This is a genomic window from Citrobacter sp. S-77 (assembly GCF_963864895.1).
Taxonomy (GTDB): Bacteria; Pseudomonadota; Gammaproteobacteria; order Enterobacterales; family Enterobacteriaceae; genus Citrobacter; species Citrobacter murliniae.
Genome location: NZ_CAWLWU010000002.1, coordinates 618176 through 642918 on the forward strand (window position 1 = coordinate 618176; position 24743 = coordinate 642918).

Here is a 24743-nt window from a genome sequence, read left to right on the forward strand (position 1 = left end):
CCATCACGGGAGAGGAAGACCTTTGATGTTTATCACCGTTAAGTTTTTATCACTCTGATAAACTACTTGCCTGCTAAGGAGGTGGGCAATGTTAGGTTGGGTCATTACCTGTCATGATGATAACGCACAGGATATGCTGCATCGTCTGGAAGAAAAGTACGGCCCTCTGGCGCAATGCCAGGTGGTCAGTTTTTGGCATGGTCTAAGTTCGAATATGTTAAGCCGGATGATGTGCGATGCTCTGCATGCTGCCGATTCTGGTGATGGCGTGATATTCCTGACAGATATTGCTGGCTCTGCGCCTTACCGCGTGGCCGCGTTGATGAGTCATAAGCATCCGGCCTGTGAAGTGATTTCCGGGATAAGCTATCCATTGCTGGAGCGAATGCTTTTGTCGCGAGAGTCGATGAGCAGTTCTGCGTTTCGTGATGAAATAGTCTCTCTTGGAGGCCCTGGCGTTACGAGTTTGTGGCATCAACAACAGAAAAATCCGCCTTTTGTTTTACTGCATGATTTGTATGAGTATTAATCATTGGTATTGATGATGCTTTTGCTACAATAGCTGAGGTTCTTCGCCTCGGTTAACTCATATGGCTACGCGCGTCCTGCTCATACTGTTGTTCCTGTTCTCTGGTTGTGCTGCTGCCGCTTTGCCTGCTCGTTATATGCAAACTACTGAAGATGCTGCCGTCTGGGCGCAGATTGGCAATAAAATGGTGACGGTAGGCCATATTCGCGCAGGTCAAATCCTCTCAGTCATCCCCACTGGCGAAGACTATTACGCATTTACATTTGGATTTGGCCGAGGGTTTATCGATAAAGGCCATCTGGATCGCGTACAGGGGCGGCAGAAGGTGGAAGATGGCCTGGGTGATCTCAATAAACCGCTGAGCAATCAGAACCTGGTTACCTGGAAAGCGACACCTGTTTACAATGCCCCTGACGCCGGTAGCGCACCGTTTGGCGTGCTGGCGGACAATCTGCGATATCCCATAATTAACAGACTGAAGGACAGGCTAAACCAGACGTGGTACCAAATTCGTATTGGTGACAGGCTGGCCTACGTTAGCGCGCTGGATGCGCAGCAAGACCACGGTATTCCGGTACTGACCTATCACCATATTCTGCGTGATGAAGAGAACACCCGTTTTCGTCATACCTCTACTACCACCTCCGTACGCGCTTTCAGCAACCAGATGACATGGCTGCGCGATATGGGTTACACCACGCTGACCCTGTATCAGTTGGAAGACTATGTGCGTAACCGCGCTAATTTGCCTGCGCGGGCGGTAGTGATTACCTTTGATGATGGTTTGAAGTCGGTGAGCCGTTATGCATATCCGGTACTGAAACAGTATGGAATGAAGGCGACGGCATTTATTATCTCATCACGTATTAAGCGCCATCCGCAGAAGTGGGATCCGAAATCGCTGCAGTTTATGAGTATTTCTGAACTGAATGAGATTAGGGATGTGTTCGACTTCCAGTCACATACCCATTTTTTACATCGTGTGGATGGTTATCACCGACCGATCCTGCTTAGCCGTAGCTATCACAATATTCTTTTTGATTTTGCGCATTCTCGTCGGGCGCTGGCGCAATTTAACCCGCATGTTCTTTATCTATCTTATCCGTTTGGCGGTTATAACGTGACGGCCGTGAAGGCAGCGAATGATGCAGGGTTTCATATGGCTGTGACCACGGTGAAAGGAAAGGTAAAACCAGGAGATAACCCAATGCTGTTAAAACGGTTGTATATCTTAAGAACGGATTCGTTAGAGACCATGTCGCGGCTGGTCAGCAACCAGCCGCAGGGGTAGCCTTTATCAAGCTACCTGTACCGGGATGGCTTTCGCAGTACGTTTCATTTCATTGTCACCTTCAAAGTAGGCAACTTTTGGCCGCCAGGTACGCGCTTCTTCATCAGACATCGTGACGAAGCTGGCGATAATCACAATATCGCCAACCTCGGCACAGTGCGCGGCCGCACCGTTCACCGAGATGATTTTAGAACCGCGTTCAGCCGCAATGGCGTAGGTCGAGAAACGTTTACCATTAGTCACGTTCCAGATATCAATGGCTTCGTTTTCCAGGATGCCGGAAGCATCAAGGAAATCCTGGTCAATGGCGCAGGAGCCTTCGTAATGCAGGTCCGCCTGTGTGACTTTCACGCGGTGGAGCTTGCCTTGCAGCATGGTGCGAATCATAACGTCTACCTTTAACGCTTATCAGAAGCAAAGCAGGCGGTACCTGCTTTGAGGAATTTCTTAGGCAGTATTGCCCTATTTTTAACCCCTGTCTACTGGGCTAATGTTACACTCAGATTGTCGATCAAACGTGCCTGACCCAGCCATGCAGCGACCAGAATCACCGCGCGTTTGCTGCTGTCAGTCAGCTCGAGCAGCGTATCAGCATCGCGGATTTGAATGTCGTCGGCACGAAAACCTTTTTCATTCAGTTCTTGTTCAGCAATGGCAATTATCTCTTCCTGCTCACGTTCACCAGCCTGTAATTTTTCACCAATACTGCTCATCACTTTGAACAAGCCGGGCGCGATTTTTCGCTGCTCTGCGGTCAGATAGCCATTGCGTGAACTGAGGGCCAGACCGTCTTTAGCGCGAATAATGGGAACGCCGACGATCTCAATGTCATATCCCATGTCGGCAACCATTTTGCGGATCAGCGCCAGTTGCTGAAAATCCTTCTCGCCAAAACATGCGATATCCGGTTGGATCAGATTGAACAGTTTGCTGACGATGGTAGCAACACCACGGAAGTGACCAGGACGACTTGCGCCTTCCAGCATGGTGGAAAGCCCCGGAACTTCTACATAGGTTTGGCTATCTGTCCCTTGCGGGTAGATTTCTTGCGCTGCAGGAGCAAAGACAAAATCAACTTTGCGCTTGTTCAGCTTTTCGCAGTCTTCTTGCAGCGTACGCGGGTAGCGCACCAGATCGTCCGGACGGTCGAACTGCATTGGGTTGACGAAAATACTGACGATCACCACATCAGCCTGAGCTTTTGCTTCATCGACCAGCTTCATGTGACCGTCGTGTAGGTTTCCCATGGTAGGGACCAGAGCCACACGTTTACCTTCCTGACGCAGACGACGAATGTGCTGGCGTAACAGCGGCAGGGTTTCAATAATTAGCACAACAAGACTCCTTTAGTTGCCTGATGATCTGTAGGCCAGGAAAGCGCAACGCCTTATTTGGCCTACAAATTCCAAACTTTGCTTAATGGAAGCTATGTTCTTCACCCGGGTAGACGCCGGATTCAACCTCCGCAATATACTGCCGCACTGCGGCGCGCATGTCGCCTGCTTCATTGAGAAAGTTTTTAGCAAATTTTGGAATATGGCCGCCTGTGATACCAAACGCGTCATGCATCACCAGGATCTGACCATCGGTGACATTGCCTGCGCCTATACCGATGACCGGAATGGACAGAGCTTCAGTCACGCGTTTAGCCAGCTCAACCGGAACGCATTCCAGCACCAGCAACTGTGCTCCTGCGGCTTCTAACGCCAGCGCATCGTCGAGCAATGTCTGGCCCGCATCTCCGCGACCCTGCACCTTATAGCCACCGAAGATGTTAACTGACTGAGGGGTTAAGCCCAGATGGCCGCATACCGGTACCGCGCGATCGGTGAGCATTTTCACCGTATCAACCAGCCACGCACCGCCTTCAATCTTGACCATATTCGCGCCCGCGCGCATAACAATGGCGGCGTTTTCAAAGGCCTGTTGCGGTGTGGCATAGGCCATAAACGGCAGGTCGGAAAGCAGCAGGCAGTTTGGCGCACCACGACGCACAGCACGGGTGTGATAGGCAACGTCTTCGACGCTGACCGGCAAGGTGGAGTCGTGCCCTTGTACCGTCATCCCCAGTGAATCGCCTACCAGCATCACATTGATACCTTCGTCGGCAAATAATTTGGCGAAGCTGTAGTCGTAGGCCGTAATAGTCGCGAAGCGCTTTTTCTCTTGCTTACATTTTTGCAGCAATGAGATAGTCGTTGGTTTCATAACATTTCCTGAATGTGGAAGTCATATTTAACGGCATTCTAGCAGTCAGATTCAGGGCGGCAATTGTTTTAAGCAACCGTTTGGCGCAAAAGTAGTAAACTTTTTAGGTGAGAGTATGCTTTACCAGTGCGCAGGTTTTGCTACGGCGAGGCGGGTGAGATGCTGATGTAAGCTGATACCATCCGGGAAGGTCAGGTCGGGAGCGATTTCAAATAGCGGCCACAACATAAAGCCCCGGTTTTTCATATCGTAATGCGGAACCGTCAGGCGCTCGGTGTTAATCACGTCATTGCCAAACAACATGATGTCGAGATCCAGCGTACGCGGACCCCAGCGCTCGGCTTTGCGTACCCGACCTTGCTGCAACTCAATACGTTGAGTGTGATTAAGCAATTCTTCAGGTTCGAGGGTTGTTTCCAGCGCAACGGCAGCATTCAGATAATCAGGTTGATCCTGAGGACCTAATGGCGGCGTGCGGTAGAAGGATGAAACGGCGATGATCCGGCTGTACGGGATTTCTCCCAGCGCCTGCACGGCAGCATTAACCTGCTCAAGAGGAGAGGCTAAATTACTGCCGAGCGCGATATATACCCGTTGTCTTTCAAGCTGCATTTGTGTTGGCTTTCCTCACTCATCCCAGTCACGTACTGATGTACGCTCCTGGGCATTCGCTGTGTCGCCGCCTTGATGCAACTCGAAATCTATTGGGTATACGCGATTGGTCACGCGGTTCCCTCGCGGCGTGGGGCGCGTTTACGCGGGCGACGATGACGGCGGCGGGCATCTGGTTCTTCATCAAGTTCGTTCAGCATGCCTTTTTGCTCTGGCGGAGCCGAAACCTGGAATTCACCCCACCACTGCGCCAGACGTTGCAGTTCGGCGTTGTTTTCCACTTCGGCACGCAGGGCCAGTAAATCGTAGGCTGCGCGGAATTTCGGATGCTCCATCAGTTTCCAGGCGCGTTTACCCTGGCGGCGGGACATGCGTAACTGAAGCTGCCAGATATCGCGGGTGAGCGACGTCAGGCGTTTTGGAATTGCCAGCGAGCGGCACGCTTCGTCCAGGACATCGTTCATCGCCAGTGCGAAGGCATCGTAGTAGGCCAGACCGCTTTCCTGGGCAATTTTCTGTGCCGTTTCCAGTAACGGATACCAGAACATGGCGGCAAACAAGAATGCCGGGTTAACACGCATATCGTTGTGAATGCGGGTATCGGTATTCTTCAGAACCTGGGCAATGATGCGTTCCATTGCGCTGTCACCGTCTTCGGTGAAATAGCGGGTAATGGTCGGGAACAGCGGCTGGAACAGGCTGTACTCACGCAGCTTTTTATAGGTTTCATAGCCGTAGCCCGCCTGTAATAGCTTGAGGGCTTCTTCAAACAGGCGCGCAGGCGGGATATCGTTAAGCAACGTAGCCAGACGCGGGATCGGCTCTGCGGTTTCCGGGCTGATGCGCATGTCGAGTTTTGCTGCAAAGCGGACAGCGCGCAGCATGCGTACGGGATCTTCACGATAACGCGTTTCCGGATTACCAATCAGGCGAATGACGCCGTCTTCCAGATCCTGCATACCGCCAACGTAGTCGCGAACGGTGAAATCAGCAACGCTATAATAGAGGCTGTTGATCGTGAAATCGCGGCGTTGAGCATCTTCTTCGATAGAACCGAAGATGTTATCGCGCAGTAGCATACCGTTTTGTCCGCGCTGAGATGTCGCACGATCGGCTTCGCTGCCTTCATGATGTCCGCGAAAAGTTGCCACTTCGATAATTTCCGGGCCGAACATTACATGGGCCAGACGGAAACGACGGCCAACAAGACGGCAGTTACGAAACAGTTTCCGTACCTGATCCGGTGTCGCGTTGGTGGTGACATCAAAGTCTTTCGGCTTTTTGCCCAGCAAAAGATCGCGCACACCCCCGCCAACCAGCCATGCCTCGTAGCCGGCCTTATTGAGCCTGTACATTACCTTCAGGGCATTTTCACTGATATCTTTGCGGGAGATTGAGTGCTGCTCACGCGGGATTACCGTCATATGGGGACGGGCGACGGCAAGCTCTGCCTCGCGCTCCTCGCGGCTTAGCACCTTGCGGCAAAAATTAGCGACTCGGGTAAAAATAGTGCACCTCGGTAGTGTCAAACTTCAGTCAGAACAAGTGTTGCTGTGTAAAAATAGCGGCTAATCATAGCTCAGCATGAGTCATTTGAGAATGCCGGATTTACAATACCCGATTCAGGTACCGCCTCAAGCTGCCAGTTTTCCACCGCGACTCGCAACAATTCCTCTACGCTGAACTCTTGCCACGGTATCGCTGTGCTCTGGCCGAGAAAGCGCAATGCGCTGATGAGAACCGGACGCGGATCGCCTTGTGGCAGGGCTGGCGCATGATTCTGCTTGGACAGTTTAGCGCCTTGTTCGTTGAGCGCCAGCGGCAGATGAATATAGTCAGGTGCATGCCAGCCGAACTGTTGATACAGCGAAATTTGGCGCACAGTTGGTTCAATGAGATCCGCGCCACGTACAATCTCCGTAACGCCCTGAAAATGATCATCGACCACCACAGCAAGATTATAAGCAAACAGCCCGTCGCGTCGGTGAATGATAAAGTCTTCCCTTGCAAGTTCAGGGTCGGCCTGAATCTTGCCGCGCAGCCTGTCGTTAAACTGCATGACGGGATGTCGTTGCTTGATACGTATCGCTGCCCGTTCTGGTCCGTGGCGCAACTCGCGACAATGGCCGTCGTAAATACCGCCGATGCTCTGGATCCGGGCGCGAGTACAGGTGCAGTAATAGCTCAGATCCTGCTTATACAACCAGGCAAGCGCCTCGCGGTAAGCGTCGTGGCGTTGGGATTGCCATAATATGTCGCCATCCCAGTGCAGGCCGTAATGTTCCAGCTGACGCAGGATAGTTTCTGCAGCACCGGGAACTTCACGAGGAGGATCAATATCTTCAATGCGTACCCGCCAGATTCCGTGTTGCGCATGGGCCTGCAGGTAACTCCCGAGGGCGGCAATCAGCGAACCAAAATGGAGTTCACCGGAAGGGGAAGGGGCGAAACGGCCAATATAGCGTTTGTCAGTCATGTCGGTGGATAACATAAAAGAATAAGGCGGGAGATGCTCCCGCCCAGGTATTGCCAGATGGCGACGCAAACACTTGATCCGGCCTACGAAATAGAGGTGTTCCGTAGTCCGGATAAGCGTAACGCCATCCGGCATTCAACAGGTTACGGGATTAACCCGCCATCTGTTTTTCGCGAATTTCTGCCAGCGTTTTACAGTCGATGCACAGATCGGCTGTCGGGCGAGCTTCCAGACGGCGAATACCAATTTCCACACCGCACGATTCGCAGTAGCCGAAATCTTCGTCTTCTACTTTCTTCAGCGTCTTCTCGATCTTTTTGATCAGTTTGCGCTCACGGTCACGGTTACGTAGCTCAAGGCTGAACTCTTCTTCCTGTGCGGCACGGTCAACCGGATCAGGGAAGTTAGCCGCTTCGTCCTGCATATGAGTCACAGTGCGATCGACTTCATCCCTGAGTTGATTACGCCATGCTTCAAGAATACGCCTGAAGTGCGACAGCTGGGCTTCGTTCATATACTCTTCGCCCGGTTTCTCCTGGTAAGGCTCCACCCCAGCGATGGCGAGAATACTCAGGGACGATGTTTTACGGTTTTGCCCTTCTTGCATGTTGCTTCTCCTTAACACGCACTATCGATCCCCATGTTCGGGGGAAAAATCAGGTCGCTATAAATAGCAGATGCTTTTCCGGATAGCAATTATCTAAACGTAACACTTGACAACCCTGTGAGGAAAAGCGTATTTGCGCACGCGGCCAGAATACTAATTAACCCGTTTTTCGCACCATTACAAAGTAATGGGCAATGGCTCTTTAAGAGTCATACCGTGGGCAGAAAGTTCCGCTTTATAAACCAGAATTTCTACCCCCTTAAGTTGCGCTTCGGCTAATAATTGCGCATATTTTGCATCAATATGCCGCGCGGGTGAAAACCGTGTAATTGCTGAATGCAGAACGGCGAAAAATATCACCGCTCGCTTGCCTTCAGCCGCTACGCTCATCAATTCCCGAAGATGTTTCTGACCTCGTTCAGTAATGGCATCGGGAAAATAACCTTGCTCATTCTCCGCCAACGTGACTGATTTCACTTCAATATAGCAGTCAGGGCGGAAATCTGCCTGTAACAAAAAATCAATGCGGCTACCTTCGGCACCATATTTTACTTCACTTTTCAACGTATTGTAGTTTGAAAGTTCTGAAATTAGCGAATTCTGAATAGCCTCTTTCGTTAATCTGTTAGCCCATAGCGTGTTAACACAAATAAAAGCACCAGATTGGCTTTGTGTTAATTCCCAGGTGTGCGGATATTTCCGTTTAGTATTTTCTGACGTCGAATACCAGACGGTATCTCCGGGGGTTGCACATCCGGTCATGGCACCGGTATTTGGGCAGTGTAGCGTTATCGTTGTGCCATCAGGTGTGATCACATCCGCTAAAAAACGCTTGTAGCGCTGAATTAACGTAGCGCGCTGAAGTGGGGGAGAAAACTGCATGGGTTATCCTTAATTATTCTGCAAGCGTCCAGCGTTGTAATGGTGTGTAGCGCGTGCGACCTCGTTCAAATGAAGAGGCGTAAAGGGCAAACTCCGTTACCGGAAACGACCAGCAAAAACCTGGCGGCAGGATAGTGACAGCATGACTGGCATCGCGCAGCAGCGTGATATGTGGATGAAATGGCTGCGGACTTTGGTAACACCCGCTGCGTGCGGCCTGTGACCGCAGCATATTCGCCAGTTGCAGCAACCCGCGCGGTGGTTGACGCATGCCAAGCCATATTACCCTTGATCGCAACCATTGCCCGGCGTCATCCAGTTTTAACGTAAAGCCTGGCTGGCGAATACGCCCTGCCAGTTGTGACAGCGCTTGCTGTTTCTCTGCGCTGATATCGCCTAAAAATGCCAGCGTCAGGTGCAGATTGTCAGAAGCGACTGGACGCCCCGCCTCTGGCGGAAACTGTGCCGCCCGCCAGTGGATAAGTTGCTCCCGAACCTCGGCTGGTAATTCAATGGCAAAAAACAGCCTTTTTGGCTCAGACATGATGGATACTCGGTTATGAATTAACGCGATGCTACAATGCAGCGCGAAGAATGTTAACCCTCTGGAGTCATTTGTGACGTCGTTGCCCGTTGCTGCCGTTGTGCCTGAACTGCTTAATGCCCTTGATGCTTCACCACAGGTTCTGTTGACCGCGCCGACCGGTGCCGGGAAATCAACCTGGTTGCCGTTGCAGTTTCTTACGCACAAGGGAATTCAGGGGCGGATTGTTCTGTTGGAACCGCGACGTCTGGCCGCTCGCAATGTGGCGCAGCGCCTGGCTGAATTGCTGAACGAAAAGCCCGGTGAGACAGTAGGTTACCGTATGCGCGCCCAAAGCTGTGTCGGGCCACGGACCCGGCTCGAAGTGGTGACGGAAGGGGTGCTAACGCGAATGATCCAACGCGATCCCGAGCTGAATGGCGTTGGGCTGGTGATCCTCGATGAATTTCACGAGCGCAGCTTACAGGCAGACCTTGCACTGGCGCTGCTGTTGGATGTGCAACAAGGATTACGAGATGACTTAAAACTGCTGATCATGTCGGCCACACTGGATAACGGCCGCCTGCAACAGTTATTGCCCGCTGCCCCGACGATTATTTCTGAAGGCCGCGCATTCCCCGTTGAGCGGCGCTATCAGCCGCTGGCTGCGCATCTGCGTTTTGATGAGGCGGTGGCTATTGCTACTGCGGAGCTACTGCGTAATGAAAGCGGCTCTCTGCTGCTCTTTTTACCGGGGGTTGGGGAGATCCAACGCGTGCAGGAGCAACTGGCTTCACGTGTGGGTAGCGATGTTCTGTTATGCCCGTTATATGGCGCGTTATCGCTGACCGATCAGCGCCAGGCGATTTTGCCCGCGCCACAAGGTAAGCGCAAAGTGGTGCTGGCAACGAACATTGCCGAAACCAGCTTAACCATTGAGGGCATTCGTCTGGTGGTGGACTGCGCGCAGGAGCGCGTGGCGCGCTATGATGCCCGCACCGGTTTGACGAGGCTGATTACCCAGCGCATTAGCCAGGCCTCTATGACACAGCGAGCAGGTCGCGCAGGACGTCTGGAGCCGGGGATTTGTCTGCACCTGCTTGCCAAAGAGCAGGCAGAAAGGGCGGCAGCACAGGGTGAGCCAGAGATTTTACAGAGCGATCTATCCGGTTTGCTGATGGAACTGCTGCAATGGGGATGCACCGACCCTGCGCAACTGAACTGGCTGGATATGCCGCCTGCTGTAAATTTGCAGGCGGCAAGACGATTATTACAGATGTTGCAAGCCATGGATGGTGAGCGCTTGAACGCTGCCGGGCAGAAGATGGCTGCGCTGGGTAACGATCCCCGTCTGGCGGCAATGCTCATCGGCGCGACAAATGAAAACGAAGCGGTTACAGCGGCAAAGCTGGCGGCGATTCTGGAAGAGCCGCCGCGCGGTGGACATACCGATTTGACCGTACATTTTTCGCGTAACCAGCCAGGCTGGCAGCAGCGTAGTCAGCAATTGCTGAAGCGGCTTAATGTGCAGAGTGGTCAGCCCGACAGTGAGCTAATCGCGCCTTTACTGGCAAAAGCATTCGCCGATCGCATTGCGCGGCGTCGTGGCCAGGAAGGGCGATATCAGTTGGCTAACGGAATGGGGGCAATGCTTGATGCCGACGACGCATCAGGGCGGCATGAATGGCTAATCGCGCCTCTGTTGCTACAGGGCAGTGCTTCGCCTGATGCGCGTATTCTGCTCGCTCTGCCGTTGGATATTGATACGCTGCTGCAAACAAGTCCTGAGCTGTTGCAACAGTCAGACACCATCGAATGGGATGAAAATCAGGGAACGTTGAAGGCATGGCGCCGAACGCGTATTGGTCAACTGACGGTGAAAGTTCAGCCACTGGCAAAACCCTCGGAAGAGGAACTGCATCAGGCGATGCTGAATGGTATTCGCGATAAAGGCCTGAGTGTGCTCAACTGGACCCCGGAAGCGGAACAATTCTGGCTGCGTCTGCAATGTGCGGCAAATTGGTTGCCTGAGTACAACTGGCCAGCGGTGGATGACGCCTCTTTGCTGGCGACGCTGGAGAGTTGGTTGTTGCCGCATATGCAAGGTGTGCACTCTTTACGTGCTCTCAAAGCGTTAAATGTGGGGCAGGCTTTGCATGGGCTACTGGACTGGTCAATGCTGCAACGTCTGGATAGTGAGCTGCCTGCGCATTACACTGTGCCGACGGGCAGCCGGATAGCCATTCGTTATCACGAGGATAACCCGCCGGCATTAGCGGTTAGAATGCAGGAAATGTTTGGCGAAGCGAAGACCCCTACCATCGCGCAGGGGCGTGTTCCATTGGTGCTCGAGTTATTGTCTCCGGCCCAACGCCCACTACAAATCACCCGTGATTTGAGCGCGTTCTGGCAGGGGGCTTATCGCGAGGTGCAAAAAGAGATGAAAGGGCGTTATCCCAGGCATGTCTGGCCGGACGATCCGGCGAATACCGCGCCAACACGGCGCACCAAGAAGTATTCTGCCTGATGGTGCGCTGCTTTCAGGCCTACACTGTACGGCGATCCGTAGGTTGATTAAGGCGTTTGACACCGTCTCTGGCGAAAGAGCGGTAAAAATTGAGAGATTTCTTCTTCTGTCGCCTGACGGAAGAACAGAGAATCGGGCCTTTGCGCCTGAATGTTGCGGAGAAAAAGCATGGCGGGGAATGACCGCGAGCCAATTGGACGTAAAGGGAAACCATCGCGTCCGATGAAACAAAAGGTGAGCCGTCGTCAACTCAGAGATGACGAGTATGACGACGATTATGATGATGACGACTATGAGGATGAAGAACCGATGCCGCGCAAAGGTAAAGGCAAAGGGCGTAAGCCTCGTGGTAAGCGCGGCTGGTTCTGGCTGCTGCTAAAACTCTCGATTGTCTTTTTGGTGCTGATTGCCATTTACGGCGTCTACCTGGATCAAAAAATCCGTAGCCGTATTGATGGCAAAGTCTGGCAGCTTCCTGCGGCGGTGTATGGCCGTATGGTTAACCTTGAGCCAGAAATGCCCATCGGTAAAAAAGAGATGGTGAAACTGCTGGAGGCCACGCAGTATCGTCAGGTGACGAAGATGACGCGTCCTGGCGAATTTACCGTACAGGCGAACAGCATTGAGATGATCCGTCGTCCGTTTGACTTCCCGGACAGTAAAGAAGGCCAGGTGCGTGCGCGTCTGACCTTTGATGGCGATCATCTGGACACTATCGAGAATCTGGACAACAACCGCCAGTTCGGTTTCTTCCGTCTGGATCCGCGTCTGATTACCATGCTCTCTTCGCCAAACGGTGAGCAGCGCTTGTTCGTTCCCCGCAGTAGCTTCCCTGATCTGCTGGTTGATACACTGCTGGCGACCGAAGACCGCCATTTCTATGAGCATGACGGCATCAGTTTGTACTCCATTGGGCGTGCGGTACTGGCTAACCTGACGGCAGGCCGTACTGTGCAAGGGGCGAGTACGCTGACTCAGCAGTTGGTGAAAAACCTGTTCCTCTCCAGCGAGCGTTCGTACTGGCGTAAGGCTAACGAAGCCTATATGGCGCTGATCATGGATGCGCGCTACAGCAAAGACCGCATTCTTGAGCTGTATATGAACGAGGTGTACCTCGGTCAGAGCGGCGACAACGAGATCCGTGGTTTCCCGCTGGCGAGTCTTTATTATTTTGGGCGTCCGGTTGAAGAACTGAGCCTTGATCAGCAGGCGCTACTGGTGGGGATGGTTAAAGGGGCGTCTATCTACAATCCGTGGCGTAACCCGAAACTGGCGCTGGAGCGCCGTAACCTGGTGCTGCGTCTGCTGCAACAGCAGCAGATTATTGACCAGGATCTGTATGACATGCTGAGTGCGCGTCCGTTAGGCGTACAACCACGTGGCGGGGTGATTTCACCGCAGCCAGCGTTTATGCAGATGGTACGTCAGGAACTGCAGGCGAAGCTGGGTGATAAAGTTAAAGACCTCTCCGGCGTGAAGATCTTCACCACTTTTGATTCTGTGGCGCAGGATGCGGCAGAAAAAGCAGCGGTTGAAGGCATTCCGGTGCTGAAGAAACAGCGTAAGCTGAGCGATCTGGAAACCGCGATTGTGGTTGTGGATCGCTTTAGTGGGGAAGTTCGTGCGATGGTTGGTGGGGCGGAGCCACAGTTTGCAGGCTATAACCGTGCCATGCAGGCGCGCCGCTCGATTGGTTCTCTGGCGAAACCGGCGACCTATCTGACCGCACTGAGTCAGCCGAAGCTGTACCGTCTGAATACCTGGATTGCCGATGCGCCGATTGCGTTGCGTCAGCCTAACGGGCAGGTCTGGTCTCCGCAGAACGATGACCGTCGCTACAGCGAAAGTGGCAGAGTGATGCTGGTGGATGCGTTAACGCGTTCCATGAACGTACCGACGGTAAATCTGGGGATGGCGCTGGGTCTGCCAGCCGTGACCGATACATGGATAAAACTGGGTGCACCGAAAGATCAACTGAATCCGGTTCCGGCTATGCTGTTGGGAGCTCTGAACCTTACGCCAATCGAAGTGGCGCAGGCGTTCCAGACCATCGCCAGCGGTGGTAACCGCGCGCCGTTATCAGCACTGCGTTCGGTGATCGCCGAAGATGGCACGGTGCTGTATCAGAGCTTCCCACAGGCCGAACGAGCCGTTCCGGCACAGGCGGCGTACATGACGTTGTGGACGATGCAACAGGTTGTACAGCGCGGTACCGGTCGTCAGCTGGGCGCCAAGTATCCTGGGCTGCATCTGGCAGGTAAAACCGGGACCACTAACAACAACGTTGATACCTGGTTCGCGGGTATTGACGGCAGTCAGGTGACCATTACCTGGGTGGGGCGTGATAATAACCAGCCAACCAAGCTGTACGGCGCGAGCGGAGCGATGTCGATTTACCAGCGCTATCTGGCTAACCAGACACCGACGCCACTGACGCTGACGCCGCCGGAAGATATTGTTGATATGGGCGTGGATTACGACGGTAACTTCGTTTGTAGCGGCGGGATGCGTACGCTTCCGGTATGGACAAGCGATCCTGATTCATTGTGTCAGCAAGGTGAGATGCAGCAGCAGTCAGGCAATCCGTTTGATCAGTCAACGCAGCCGCAGCAACAACCCCAACAGCAGCAGCAACAACAACCGCCGCAGCAGGAGAAGAAAGATGGCGACGGTGTCGCAGGTTGGATAAAAGATATGTTTGGTAGCAACTAATACCCCCTAAAACCCGCTTCGGCGGGTTTTTCTTTGCCCACGTCTGGATTGAGGCAAACAACATTTCAGCGTAATTTATTAACCCTTTCTTTTCATCTGGTTATTTCTTAACCCCTCAGTTTTAGTAGGGATGTGTATTGCTTGCTATCCCGCCAGAGTTTCGAATATTATGCTGCCGTTATAATAATAATTCTCGTTTACGTTATCATTCACTTTCATCAGAGATATACCAATGGCGCGTCTTAAAACTGCTCAGCCAAACTCTTCGCTGCGTAAAATCGCAGTTGTAGTAGCCACAGCGGTTAGCGGCATGTCTGTGTATGCACAGGCGGCGGTTCAACCGAAAGAAGAAACAATCACCGTAACCGCAGCACCTGCCGCACAAGAAAGCGCATGGGGCCCCGCGGCAACCATCGCGGCAAGACAATCTGCCACGGCGACAAAAACAGACACTCCGATTCAAAAGGTGCCGCAGTCTATCTCCGTTGTGACAGCCGAAGAGATGGCGCTGCATCAGCCTAAATCTGTGAAAGAGGCGCTCAGTTACACTCCTGGTGTCGCTGTGGGAACTCGTGGCGCATCTAATACCTATGATTACCTGATCATTCGCGGATTCGCCGCTGACGGCCAAAGCCAGAATAACTATCTGAACGGCCTGAAAATGCAGGGCAACTTCTATAACGACGCGGTAATCGATCCCTATATGCTGGAGCGCGCTGAGGTTATGCGCGGCCCGGTTTCCGTTCTTTACGGAAAGAGTAACCCTGGCGGCTTGTTGAACATGGTCAGCAAGCGCCCGACGACGGAACCGTTGAAAGAAGTTCAGTTCAAAATGGGCACTGACAGCCTGTTCCAGACCGGTTTTGACTTCAGCGATGCGCTGGATGATGACGGTGTGTATTCTTATCGCTTAACGGGCCTTGCTCGCTCCGCTAATGCACAGCAGCAAGGTGCGGAAGAGCAACGGTATGCCATTGCGCCTTCTTTCAGCTGGCGTCCGGACGATAAAACGAACTTCACTTTCCTCTCTTATTTCCAGAATGAGCCAGAGACCGGTTATTACGGCTGGCTGCCAAAAGAGGGGACAGTAACGAAACTGCCAAATGGCACACGTCTCCCTACTGATTTCAATGAAGGTGCGGGCAACAATACCTATTCTCGTAACGAGAAGATGGTAGGCTACAGCTTCGATCACGAATTTAACGACACCTTTACCGTGCGTCAGAATTTGCGCTATGCGCAAAACAAAGTTTCGCAAAACAGCGTATATGGCTACGGTATGTGTTCCGATCCGCTCTATACCAAGGATCCGGCTAAAAGTCCTTGCGCCAGCGTTCCTCAGTCCGATTGGGATCACACGCTGACTCGTCAGTACGTTATCGATAATGAGAAATTGCAGAACTTCGCTGTTGATACTCAGCTGCAAAGCAAGTTCGCGACTGCCGATGTGGATCATACCCTGCTGACCGGCGTTGATTTTATGCGCATGCGTAACGATATCGACTCATGGTTTGGTTATGCCGGTTCTGTTGCACCGTCCGATATCTATAACCTTGACCGCAGCGACTTTGATTTTGGCTCACACCCAGGCCCTTCTGGTCCTTACAAAGTGCTGAACAAACAGAAACAGACTGGCTTGTATGCGCAGGATCAGATGCAGTGGGATAAGGTACTGGTTACTCTGGGCGGTCGTTACGACTGGGCTAAACAGGACTCTCTGAACCGTGTTTCTGGCGTTACGGATTCCCGCGATGATAAGCAGTTCACCTGGCGTGGCGGTGTTAACTATCTGTTCGACAATGGCGTAACCCCGTATTTCAGCTACAGCGAGTCGTTTGAACCGGCTTCCCAGACGGGGGCTAGTGGGAATATTTTCGCACCGTCCAAAGGTAAGCAGTACGAAGCGGGCGTGAAATATGTTCCGAGCGATCGTCCGATCGTGATCACCGGTGCTGTCTATCAGTTGACCAAAACCAACAACCTGATGGCTGACCCAACAGGCACATCGTTCTTCTCAGTTGAAGGCGGTGAAATTCGTTCTCGCGGTGTGGAAATCGAAGCGAAAGCGGCACTGTCTGCCAGCGTTAACGTTGTCGGCTCTTATACCTACACCGATGCGGAATACACCACTGACACCACCTACAAAGGCAATACGCCTGCTCAGGTGCCAAAACACATGGCATCACTGTGGGGCGATTATACCCTCTATGATGGTGCGCTTTCCGGGCTGACGTTGGGTACTGGCGTTCGTTATACTGGTTCCAGCTATGGCGACCCGGCAAACTCCTTCAAAGTGGGGAGCTATACGCTGGTGGATGCGTTGGTACGTTACGATCTGGCCCGCGTTGGTATGGCGGGCTCCAACGTGGCGCTGCATGTGAACAACTTGTTTGACCGTGAATACGTCGCCAGTTGCTTCAATACCTATGGCTGCTTCTGGGGCGCGGAACGTCAGGTCGTTGCAACAGCAACCTTCCGTTTCTAATTTCTCTTTGGGCACGCTTTGCGTGCCCGTTTTACAAGTTGGCCGCTATGCAGGAAAACAGATCCCATCCCGACACCACTTTTGCGCTAAGTCATGTCTCCTTTCGTGTACCTGGTCGCACGCTTTTGCATCCTCTCTCGTTAACCTTTCCCGTGGGGAAAGTGACCGGTCTTATCGGCCATAACGGCTCCGGTAAATCCACGTTATTAAAGATGTTAGCTCGCCATCAGCCGCCTTCTGAAGGCGATATTTTTTTGGATGGACAGCCCGTTGATAGCTGGAAGAGTAAAGCATTTGCCCGCAAGGTTGCCTGGTTACCGCAGCAGTTGCCGCAGGCGGAAGGGATGACAGTGCGTGAACTGGTGGCGATTGGTCGCTACCCGTGGCACGGTGCGCTGGGACGTTTTGGTGTAGCTGACAGAGAAAAAGTGGAAGAGGCGATAACGCTGGTAGGGTTAAAGCCACTGGCACATCGTCTGGTTGATAGTTTGTCCGGCGGCGAGCGTCAACGTGCGTGGATCGCCATGCTGGTGGCGCAGGACAGCCGTTGCCTGCTGCTCGATGAACCCACTTCGGCGTTGGATATCGCCCATCAGGTTGATGTGCTGGCGCTGGTGCATCGCTTGAGCCAACAACGTGGATTGACGGTGATCGCCGTGCTGCATGATATCAATATGGCTGCCCGCTACTGCGACTATCTGGTGGCGCTAAGAGGTGGCGAAATGATCGCTCAGGGGACGCCTGCTGAACTGATGCGCAGTGAAACCCTGGAACAGATCTACGGTATCCCGATGGGTATTTTGCCGCATCCGGCTGGTGCTGCACCTGTGAGTTTTGTCTATTAATGATCGCATTACATCATATAACCCGCCGTCGTTTGCTAACGGCAATGGCGTTGTCACCATTGCTCTGGCAGATGAATCAGGCGCGTGCGGCGGCGGTTGATCCGCAGCGCATTGTGGCTCTGGAGTGGTTACCGGTTGAGCTGCTGCTGGCGCTGGGTATTACACCCTATGGCGTCGCAGATGTTCCGAACTACAAGCTGTGGGTCAATGAACCTGCTCTGCCGGACTCGGTGATTGACGTCGGGTTACGCACTGAACCCAATCTTGAACTGCTGACTGAAATGAAGCCCTCATTTATGGTTTGGTCGGCAGGCTATGGTCCTGCGCCCGAGAAACTGGCACGTATTGCGCCTGGCCGTGGATTTAACTTCAGCGATGGCAAAAAGCCGCTGGCGGTTGCCCGCCAGTCGCTGCAGGAAATGGCGCAGTTGCTGAATCTGGAACCTGCTGCCGAACGTCATCTGGCGCAATATGATCGCTTTATTGACAGCCTGAAACCACGCTTTATTCAGCGCGGAGAGCGTCCTTTACTGCTGATGACCCTGCTGGATCCTCGCCATATGCTGGTGTTTGGTCCTAACTGTCTGTTTCAGGAAGTGCTGGACGAGTACGGGATCCGTAACGCCTGGCAGGGGGAAACAAACTTCTGGGGTAGCACTGCTGTGGGTATCGATCGGCTTGCGGTCTATAAAGATGTTGATGTGTTGTGCTTTGATCATGGCAACAATAAAGAGATGAATGCGCTGATGTCCACCCCGTTGTGGCAGGCAATGCCGTTTGTCCGGGCCGGACGTTTTCAGCGCGTACCTGCCGTCTGGTTCTATGGCGCAACACTGTCGGCGATGCGCTTTGTGCGCATTCTGGATAATGCGCTGGGAGGCAAAGCGTGAGTAAACGTGTTGCGCTTTTCCCGGTACTTTTACTGACAGTCTTGTTTGTATCTGCCTGCTGGCTGACCTGGGTTAACTTCTCTGTAGCCCTGCCGCGCAGCCAGTGGCTGCAGGCTATCTGGTCGCCGGATATCGATATCATTGAACAGATGGTTTTCCATTTCAGTTTGCTGCCGAGGCTGGCGATTGCGTTACTGGTCGGTGCCGGGCTGGGACTGGTTGGCGTTTTGTTTCAGCAGGTATTGCGTAACCCGCTGGCAGAGCCGACCACGCTTGGCGTGGCAACCGGAGCACAGTTAGGTATAACGGTCACTACACTGTGGGTGCTCCCCGGAGCGCTGACCACGCAATTTGCGGCGCTGGCAGGAGCATGTATCGTCGGAGCGCTGGTGTTTGGTGTCGCCTGGGGCAAACGTCTTTCGCCCGTCACATTGATCCTTGCAGGTCTGGTGGTAAGTCTGTACTGCGGCGCGATTAACCAACTGATGGTTATCTTCCATCACGATCAACTGCAAAGCATGTTTTTGTGGAGCAGCGGAACGTTAACGCAAACTGACTGGAACGGGGTGCAGCGTCTGTGGCCGCAACTGCTGGGTGGCGTGATGCTAACCCTGCTGTTATTACGTCCTATGACGCTGATGGGGCTGGATGACGGTGTAGCGCGTAATCTTGGCCTGGCGCTATCGCTGGCGCGTCTGGCCGCATTGTCGCTGGCGATTGTGTTGAGTGCTTTGCTGGTTAACGCAGTCGGAATTATTGGTTTTATTGGTCTGTTTGCGCCGCTTCTGGCAAAAATGCTCGGCGCCCGGCGCTTACTGGCTCGCCTGATGCTGGCCCCGCTGATTGGTGCTCTGATCCTCTGGCTTTCCGATCAAATTATTCTGTGGCTGACCCGCGTATGGATGGAAGTCTCTACTGGCTCGGTAACCGCGCTGATTGGCGCACCGCTGCTGTTGTGGCTGCTGCCGCGTTTGCGCAGCATGAGCGCGCCGGATATGAATGCCAGTAGTCACGTTGTTGCGGAACGTCAGAACGTGCTGATGTTCGCCCTGGTGGGGGGCGCAATATTGTTGTTGACCGTCGTAGTGGCGCTTTCTTTTGGTCGCGATGCTCATGGCTGGAGTTGGGCCAGTGGTGTGATGCTGGATGAGCTGATGCCCTGGCGCTGGCCACGAATTATGGCGGCACTGATTGCGGGTGTTATGCTGGCGGTTGCGGGCTGTATTATTCAGCGCCTGACCGGTAACCCAATGGCCAGCCCGGAAGTATTGGGTATCAGCTCCGGTGCGGCGTTTGGCGTCGTGTTGATGTTGTTTCTGGTGCCCGGAAATGCCTTCGGTTGGCTGCTACCTGCCGGGAGTATCGGAGCAGCGGTGACGTTGCTGATCATCATGATTGTCGCTGGGCGCGGGGGCTTTTCGCCTCACCGAATGCTGCTGGCAGGGATGGCGCTTAGCACTGCATTTACTATGTTGCTGATGATGCTACAGGCCAGCGGCGACCCGCGGATGGCGAGCATACTGACCTGGATCTCCGGCTCGACCTATAACGCTTACCCTGAACAGGTAATACGTACTGGGATCGTGATGGTGATTCTGCTGGCGATTACGCCGTTGTGTCGTCGCTGGCTGACGATTTTACCGCTGGGCGGTGATACGGCTCGGGCGGTGGGTATTGCGTTGACACCGTCACGTGTCGGTTTACTGATGCTGGCCGCGGGACTGACCGCAACGGCAACCATGACTATTGGACCGTTGAGCTTTGTTGGGCTGATGGCGCCGCATATCGCGCGTATGCTCGGTTTTCGGCGTACCATGCCGCATATGGTAATGTCAGCGCTGGCGGGTGGGGTACTGTTGGTCTTTGCGGACTGGTGCGGCAGAATGGTGCTGTTTCCGTATCAGATCCCGGCGGGATTACTCTCGACGTTTATTGGTGCGCCATATTTCATTTGGCTGCTACGTAAGCAGAGCCGGTAATACAAAGCTGGATAAGCACTTTGTGTCGCCATCCGGCAACAAAAAAGCCGGGTGGCGGAGTGCCTTACCCGGCTTACGATCTCTGATGCTGCTTTTTACAACTTCCCGAACACCCGACGTGCGGCGTCGATGGTGTTATTGATATCTTCCATGCTGTGCGCGACGGACATAAAGCCAGCTTCAAAGGCTGATGGCGCGAGATAAACCCCTTCATCCAGCATCATGTGGAAGAAACGCTTAAAGCGCTCGACATCGCATGCCATTACGTCCTGATAGCAGGTCACGGTTTCTGCTTCGGTGAAGAAAATCCCGAACATCCCGCCCACATGGTTAACCACCAGAGGAATATTCGCTTCCTGGGCGGCTTCCAGCAGACCTTCTGCCAGACGGGTGGTGAGTTCATCTAATGTTTCATGAATACCCGGCTGGGCGACTTCATTCAGACAGGCAAATCCTGCCGCCATGGCAATTGGATTACCAGACAGCGTACCAGCCTGATAAACCGGTCCGGTTGGTGCCAGCGCGTCCATGACATCGCGACGACCACCGAATGCACCAACAGGCATACCACCACCGATGATTTTGCCCAGACAGGTCAGATCCGGAACGACGCCGTAGTAATCCTGCGCGCCAGCCAACGCGACACGGAAACCGGTCATTACTTCATCGATAATCAACAGCGCACCAAACTCATCGCACAACGCGCGCAGACCAGGCAGAAATTCCGGCAGCGGCGGGATGCAGTTCATGTTGCCAGCGACCGGCTCCACGATAATGCAGGCAATGTCTTGCGGATACTGTCCAAATGCTGCACGTACAGAGGCGAGATCGTTATAAGTACAGGTCAGAGTATGCTTAGCGAAATCTGCCGGAACGCCCGGAGAGTTCGGCTGGCCCAGCGTCAGTGCGCCGGAGCCGGCTTTTACCAGCAGGCAGTCGGCATGACCGTGATAGCATCCTTCAAATTTGATAATTTTATCGCGTCCGGTGAAGCCGCGCGCCAGACGGATGGCGCTCATCGTCGCTTCGGTACCGGAGTTGACCATGCGCACCATGTCCATGGTTGGCACGAGTTCAGTGACCAGCGCCGCCATTTTCACTTCCATCTCGGTTGGCGCACCAAAGCTCAGACCACGTTCTGCAGCCTCAATCACCGCATTGCGGATAGCCGGGTGGTTATGGCCCAGCACCATCGGGCCCCAGGAACCAACATAATCAATGTAGGCTTTACCATCGACGTCATACAGATACGCGCCGTCTGCTTTTTCGATAAACAGCGGAGTACCACCCACGCCGGTAAAGGCGCGAACAGGGGAGTTAACGCCGCCGGGGATAAGTTCGCGTGCTGCGCTGTAGAGGTTTTCAGACTTACTCATGGATGGGGTCCTGGTTCGTAGAAAAAGTGAATGCCCGCTATTCTAGTTATTCAGAGAAGGTTATGAAAGTTTTGCGCATTTGAAACAATACGATTTGCAGGGGATTTTCACGAAATGTGCGAGTAGAATGCCGATTCCGTATTTGTATTACCAATTAATGATCATCTAATGAAAACAGACTCTCCCTCTTTTGAAGCACAGCAAATTGTGCGTTTACGGCGCAGGGATCAGATCCGTCGACTACTTGATCGGGACAAGACGCCGCTGGCGATCCTCTTTATGGCGGCTGTTGTCGGTACCGTGACTGGACTTGTTGGTGTTGCTTTTGAGAAAGCTGTGTCCTGGGTACAGAACCTGCGTATAGGCACGCTGGCACAGGTCGCCGATCATGCCATTTTGGTGTGGCCGCTGGCGTTTATTCTCTCTGCGCTGCTGGCAATGGTCGGTTATTTCCTGGTGCGTAAATTTGCGCCGGAAGCGGGTGGTTCGGGGATTCCAGAGATCGAAGGTGCACTGGAAGAGTTGCGCCCGGTGCGTTGGTGGCGTGTATTGCCGGTGAAGTTTATCGGCGGTATGGGAACGCTGGGTGCCGGGATGGTGCTTGGACGAGAAGGGCCGACGGTGCAAATTGGCGGCAATATCGGACGCATGGTGCTTGATGTTTTCCGTATGCGTAGCGCTGAAGCGCGCCATACTCTGCTGGCTACCGGTGCTGCAGCCGGTCTGTCGGCCGCTTTTAATGCGCCTCTGGCGGGTATCCTGTTCATTCTTGAAGAGATGCGTCCGCAGTTCCGTTACAACCTCGTATCGATCAAAGCCGTATTTACCGGCGTTATTATGTCCAGCATTGTGTTCCGTATTTTTAACGGCGAGGCCCCGATCATTGAAGTCGGGAAGCTCTCCAATGCACCGGTTAATACGCTGTGGTTATATCTCGTCCTTGGAATTATTTTTGGTTGTGTCGGACCGTTATTCAATACGATGGTGTTGCGGACCCAGGATATGTTTCAACGCTTCCACGGCGGCGAAATTAAAAAGTGGGTGCTGATGGGGGGCGCTATCGGCGGTCTGTGTGGGATCCTCGGTTTAATAAAACCTGAAGCGGCAGGTGGTGGATTTAACCTGATCCCTATCGCAGCAGCGGGCAATTTCAGTGTTGGTATACTGCTGTTTATTTTTGTTGCCAGGGTCATCACCACGCTGCTGTGCTTCTCCTCCGGTGCGCCCGGTGGGATATTTGCACCGATGCTGGCGCTGGGTACATTGCTCGGCACCGCATTTGGCATGGCTGCAGCGGCGTCTTTTCCGCAGTATCATCTGGAAGCCGGGACGTTTGCTATTGCCGGAATGGGGGCGTTGCTGGCGGCTTCAGTACGTGCACCATTAACGGGCATTGTGCTGGTTCTGGAAATGACTGATAACTACCAGCTCATTTTGCCAATGATTATTACCTGTCTTGGCGCAACACTATTAGCCCAATTTATGGGCGGAAAGCCGCTATACTCGACTATTCTTGCACGTACGCTGGCAAAACAGGAAGCGGAGCAGGCGGCGAAAAGCCAGAGTACAGCTGCTGGCGAGAATACTTGAACGAAATACCAGGGTATTAGATAATGGCCCAAAATATTGGGTTGAAATTTATCCAATTGCCAATGTCGTTTGGAGCAAAATATGAGTGATGACGTAGCGCTGCCACTGCAATTTACAGAAGCAGCAGCCAATAAAGTAAAAAGCCTGATCGCTGACGAAGATAACCCGAATCTGAAATTACGCGTGTATATCACCGGTGGTGGTTGCAGCGGTTTCCAGTATGGTTTCACCTTTGATGATCAAGTTAACGAAGGTGATATGACCATTGAGAAACAAGGCGTTGGTCTGGTGGTTGATCCAATGAGCCTGCAATATCTGGTGGGTGGTGCGGTTGACTATACCGAAGGTCTGGAAGGTTCCCGCTTCGTTGTGACGAACCCGAACGCTAAAAGCACCTGCGGGTGTGGCTCTTCCTTCAGCATTTGATGAGCTGATTCTGTCTGCCCGGTAAGCGTCGCGCCGCCGGGCAATTTGTCGGATAACGGCGTAAACGTCTTATCCGGCCTGTGTATCCCGCGTCGTCAAATTATCGACCATTATCATCTAACGCAAACGTCGGTAGCTTTAAATGCCAGCGAATAGCGGCAAGCCGAATCAGCAATGTGACGATCATCCCCATCATGCTGGCGTTTTCCAGCGGTACTGAAAAAGTATAAAACGCCGTGGCGTGAACAATCCCGCCAATAATACATGCAGTTGCGTAGATTTCTGTACGTAATATCATCGGTACTTCACGTGCTAACACGTCGCGAATAATCCCGCCGCCTACGCCGGTGATCACTCCCATACAAATTGCCACCAGTGGTCCGGTTCCGGCGAGAAATGCTTTATTAACGCCAATGCCGACGAACACCGCCAGACCGACAGCATCCAGTGCCGGAAGGATCCACTTGGGTAATCGTCTTGGCTGGCGCACCAGTAAGATCGTGAGCATGCTGGTGATCATGGCAACAACCAGATCGGTAGGATCTTTAACCCAAAATACCGGCCCGTTATCCAGTGCCATATCGCGGATCGTGCCGCCGCCTACTGCGGTAACAACGCCGAGGACCAGGACACCGAAGGGGTCCATACGCAATTTCCCGGCCAGTAATACGCCAGAGATAGCAAATACCGCAGTGCCTACAATATCGAGCCAATAGACGAGCATTGTCGAATCCCCAATACACATCACCCTTCAGGCTGCCTCTTTGTTGGCTGCGTTAGTTACC

The 24743-nt window shown here is 53.2% G+C and carries 22 protein-coding genes; 11 read left to right on the forward strand and 11 right to left on the reverse strand.

Going from position 1 to position 24743, the window contains the following annotated elements:
• The first annotated feature begins 88 nt into the window (after positions 1-88).
• Positions 89-529 (forward strand): PTS sugar transporter subunit IIA, encoded by a 441-nt coding sequence (locus AACS05_RS03560; protein ID WP_045439900.1) that lies wholly within the window; start codon positions 89-91, stop codon positions 527-529.
• Positions 530-590: 61 nt separating this feature from the next.
• Complete coding sequence (locus AACS05_RS03565) at positions 591-1820, forward strand: polysaccharide deacetylase family protein (RefSeq protein ID WP_045439903.1); 1230 nt, start codon at positions 591-593, stop codon at positions 1818-1820.
• A gap of 6 nt (positions 1821-1826) precedes the next feature.
• On the opposite strand, the gene panD is transcribed toward AACS05_RS03565, so the two are convergent.
• The 9 genes from panD to thpR form a co-directional block, all read right to left on the reverse strand.
• Complete coding sequence (panD, locus tag AACS05_RS03570; protein WP_023178331.1) at positions 1827-2207, reverse strand: aspartate 1-decarboxylase; 381 nt, start codon at positions 2205-2207, stop codon at positions 1827-1829.
• 92 nt (positions 2208-2299) lie between these two features.
• Entirely contained in the window at positions 2300-3154 is an 855-nt protein-coding gene (gene panC / locus AACS05_RS03575; protein ID WP_045439910.1) for a pantoate--beta-alanine ligase, read from the reverse strand.
• Between the two features lie 82 nt (positions 3155-3236).
• Complete coding sequence (panB, locus tag AACS05_RS03580) at positions 3237-4028, reverse strand: 3-methyl-2-oxobutanoate hydroxymethyltransferase (protein ID WP_045439913.1); 792 nt, start codon at positions 4026-4028, stop codon at positions 3237-3239.
• A gap of 120 nt (positions 4029-4148) precedes the next feature.
• Positions 4149-4640, reverse strand: a complete 492-nt coding sequence (folK, locus tag AACS05_RS03585) for a 2-amino-4-hydroxy-6-hydroxymethyldihydropteridine diphosphokinase (protein WP_045439916.1) — start codon at positions 4638-4640, stop codon at positions 4149-4151.
• Positions 4641-4750: 110 nt separating this feature from the next.
• Positions 4751-6148, reverse strand: a complete 1398-nt coding sequence (pcnB, locus tag AACS05_RS03590; protein ID WP_223307024.1) for a polynucleotide adenylyltransferase PcnB — start codon at positions 6146-6148, stop codon at positions 4751-4753.
• A gap of 71 nt (positions 6149-6219) precedes the next feature.
• The gene (gene gluQRS, locus AACS05_RS03595; RefSeq protein ID WP_045449441.1) at positions 6220-7116 is read right to left on the reverse strand and encodes a tRNA glutamyl-Q(34) synthetase GluQRS; all 897 of its coding nucleotides are present in this window, start codon (positions 7114-7116) and stop codon (positions 6220-6222) included.
• 151 nt (positions 7117-7267) lie between these two features.
• A complete protein-coding gene (gene dksA / locus AACS05_RS03600) occupies positions 7268-7723 on the reverse strand; it encodes an RNA polymerase-binding protein DksA (protein WP_003829221.1) in 456 nt (151 codons plus the stop codon).
• A gap of 177 nt (positions 7724-7900) precedes the next feature.
• Positions 7901-8605: a DNA/RNA nuclease SfsA gene (gene sfsA / locus AACS05_RS03605; protein WP_045439921.1), complete on the reverse strand. Its 705-nt coding sequence runs from the start codon at positions 8603-8605 to the stop codon at positions 7901-7903.
• A 13-nt stretch (positions 8606-8618) separates the two neighbouring features.
• Positions 8619-9149 carry an RNA 2',3'-cyclic phosphodiesterase gene (gene thpR, locus AACS05_RS03610; RefSeq protein ID WP_045439924.1) on the reverse strand — a complete coding sequence of 177 codons (531 nt, stop codon included), beginning with the start codon at positions 9147-9149 and terminating at the stop codon, positions 8619-8621.
• Between the two features lie 73 nt (positions 9150-9222).
• On the opposite strand from thpR, the gene hrpB reads away from it, so the two are divergent.
• The 6 genes from hrpB to fhuB all read left to right on the forward strand — a co-directional run bounded on the left by hrpB (position 9223) and on the right by fhuB (position 20566).
• Positions 9223-11655: an ATP-dependent helicase HrpB gene (gene hrpB, locus AACS05_RS03615; protein WP_045439927.1), complete on the forward strand. Its 2433-nt coding sequence runs from the start codon at positions 9223-9225 to the stop codon at positions 11653-11655.
• Between the two features lie 168 nt (positions 11656-11823).
• A complete protein-coding gene (gene mrcB, locus AACS05_RS03620; protein WP_045439930.1) occupies positions 11824-14367 on the forward strand; it encodes a bifunctional glycosyl transferase/transpeptidase in 2544 nt (847 codons plus the stop codon).
• A 232-nt stretch (positions 14368-14599) separates the two neighbouring features.
• Entirely contained in the window at positions 14600-16852 is a 2253-nt protein-coding gene (gene fhuA, locus AACS05_RS03625; protein ID WP_045439933.1) for a ferrichrome porin FhuA, read from the forward strand.
• Positions 16853-16899: 47 nt separating this feature from the next.
• Entirely contained in the window at positions 16900-17697 is a 798-nt protein-coding gene (gene fhuC, locus AACS05_RS03630; RefSeq protein ID WP_045439935.1) for a Fe3+-hydroxamate ABC transporter ATP-binding protein FhuC, read from the forward strand.
• Positions 17697-18587: a Fe(3+)-hydroxamate ABC transporter substrate-binding protein FhuD gene (gene fhuD / locus AACS05_RS03635; protein ID WP_045439938.1), complete on the forward strand. Its 891-nt coding sequence runs from the start codon at positions 17697-17699 to the stop codon at positions 18585-18587. The genes fhuC and fhuD overlap by 1 nt, the downstream gene beginning before the upstream one ends.
• Positions 18584-20566 carry a Fe(3+)-hydroxamate ABC transporter permease FhuB gene (gene fhuB / locus AACS05_RS03640; protein ID WP_045439940.1) on the forward strand — a complete coding sequence of 661 codons (1983 nt, stop codon included), beginning with the start codon at positions 18584-18586 and terminating at the stop codon, positions 20564-20566. The genes fhuD and fhuB overlap by 4 nt, the downstream gene beginning before the upstream one ends.
• A gap of 95 nt (positions 20567-20661) precedes the next feature.
• Here fhuB and hemL read toward each other — a convergent pair whose 3' ends face one another.
• Entirely contained in the window at positions 20662-21942 is a 1281-nt protein-coding gene (gene hemL / locus AACS05_RS03645; protein WP_045439942.1) for a glutamate-1-semialdehyde 2,1-aminomutase, read from the reverse strand.
• Positions 21943-22110: 168 nt separating this feature from the next.
• On the opposite strand from hemL, the gene clcA reads away from it, so the two are divergent.
• Genes clcA through erpA form a run of 3 tightly spaced genes read left to right on the forward strand, consistent with a single transcriptional unit; the run spans position 22111 to position 23958 of the window.
• Positions 22111-23532 carry a H(+)/Cl(-) exchange transporter ClcA gene (gene clcA / locus AACS05_RS03650; protein ID WP_045439953.1) on the forward strand — a complete coding sequence of 474 codons (1422 nt, stop codon included), beginning with the start codon at positions 22111-22113 and terminating at the stop codon, positions 23530-23532.
• Between the two features lie 23 nt (positions 23533-23555).
• A complete protein-coding gene (yadW, locus tag AACS05_RS03655; RefSeq protein ID WP_136345333.1) occupies positions 23556-23621 on the forward strand; it encodes a small protein YadW in 66 nt (21 codons plus the stop codon).
• Positions 23614-23958, forward strand: coding sequence for an iron-sulfur cluster insertion protein ErpA (gene erpA, locus AACS05_RS03660; RefSeq protein ID WP_008786260.1), 345 nt, complete (start codon positions 23614-23616; stop codon positions 23956-23958). Before yadW ends, erpA begins: the two co-directional genes overlap by 8 nt.
• Positions 23959-24058: 100 nt before the next feature.
• On the opposite strand, the gene AACS05_RS03665 is transcribed toward erpA, so the two are convergent.
• The gene (locus AACS05_RS03665) at positions 24059-24682 is read right to left on the reverse strand and encodes a TRIC cation channel family protein (protein ID WP_045439956.1); all 624 of its coding nucleotides are present in this window, start codon (positions 24680-24682) and stop codon (positions 24059-24061) included.
• Positions 24683-24743: the final 61 nt, after the last annotated feature.

What these genes read in the sequence shown, in the direction of transcription:
- AACS05_RS03560 (WP_045439900.1), top strand. Translation starts at nt 89, where the DNA reads ATGTTAGGTTGGGTCATTACCTGTCATGATGATAACGCACAGGATATG.
- AACS05_RS03565 (WP_045439903.1), top strand. Translation starts at nt 591, where the DNA reads ATGGCTACGCGCGTCCTGCTCATACTGTTGTTCCTGTTCTCTGGTTGT.
- panD (WP_023178331.1), bottom strand. Translation starts at nt 2,207, where the DNA reads ATGATTCGCACCATGCTGCAAGGCAAGCTCCACCGCGTGAAAGTCACA.
- panB (WP_045439913.1), bottom strand. Translation starts at nt 4,028, where the DNA reads ATGAAACCAACGACTATCTCATTGCTGCAAAAATGTAAGCAAGAGAAA.
- folK (WP_045439916.1), bottom strand. Translation starts at nt 4,640, where the DNA reads ATGCAGCTTGAAAGACAACGGGTATATATCGCGCTCGGCAGTAATTTA.
- gluQRS (WP_045449441.1), bottom strand. Translation starts at nt 7,116, where the DNA reads ATGACTGACAAACGCTATATTGGCCGTTTCGCCCCTTCCCCTTCCGGT.
- dksA (WP_003829221.1), bottom strand. Translation starts at nt 7,723, where the DNA reads ATGCAAGAAGGGCAAAACCGTAAAACATCGTCCCTGAGTATTCTCGCC.
- sfsA (WP_045439921.1), bottom strand. Translation starts at nt 8,605, where the DNA reads ATGCAGTTTTCTCCCCCACTTCAGCGCGCTACGTTAATTCAGCGCTAC.
- thpR (WP_045439924.1), bottom strand. Translation starts at nt 9,149, where the DNA reads ATGTCTGAGCCAAAAAGGCTGTTTTTTGCCATTGAATTACCAGCCGAG.
- mrcB (WP_045439930.1), top strand. Translation starts at nt 11,824, where the DNA reads ATGGCGGGGAATGACCGCGAGCCAATTGGACGTAAAGGGAAACCATCG.
- fhuA (WP_045439933.1), top strand. Translation starts at nt 14,600, where the DNA reads ATGGCGCGTCTTAAAACTGCTCAGCCAAACTCTTCGCTGCGTAAAATC.
- fhuC (WP_045439935.1), top strand. Translation starts at nt 16,900, where the DNA reads ATGCAGGAAAACAGATCCCATCCCGACACCACTTTTGCGCTAAGTCAT.
- fhuD (WP_045439938.1), top strand. Translation starts at nt 17,697, where the DNA reads ATGATCGCATTACATCATATAACCCGCCGTCGTTTGCTAACGGCAATG.
- hemL (WP_045439942.1), bottom strand. Translation starts at nt 21,942, where the DNA reads ATGAGTAAGTCTGAAAACCTCTACAGCGCAGCACGCGAACTTATCCCC.
- clcA (WP_045439953.1), top strand. Translation starts at nt 22,111, where the DNA reads ATGAAAACAGACTCTCCCTCTTTTGAAGCACAGCAAATTGTGCGTTTA.
- erpA (WP_008786260.1), top strand. Translation starts at nt 23,614, where the DNA reads ATGAGTGATGACGTAGCGCTGCCACTGCAATTTACAGAAGCAGCAGCC.
- AACS05_RS03665 (WP_045439956.1), bottom strand. Translation starts at nt 24,682, where the DNA reads ATGCTCGTCTATTGGCTCGATATTGTAGGCACTGCGGTATTTGCTATC.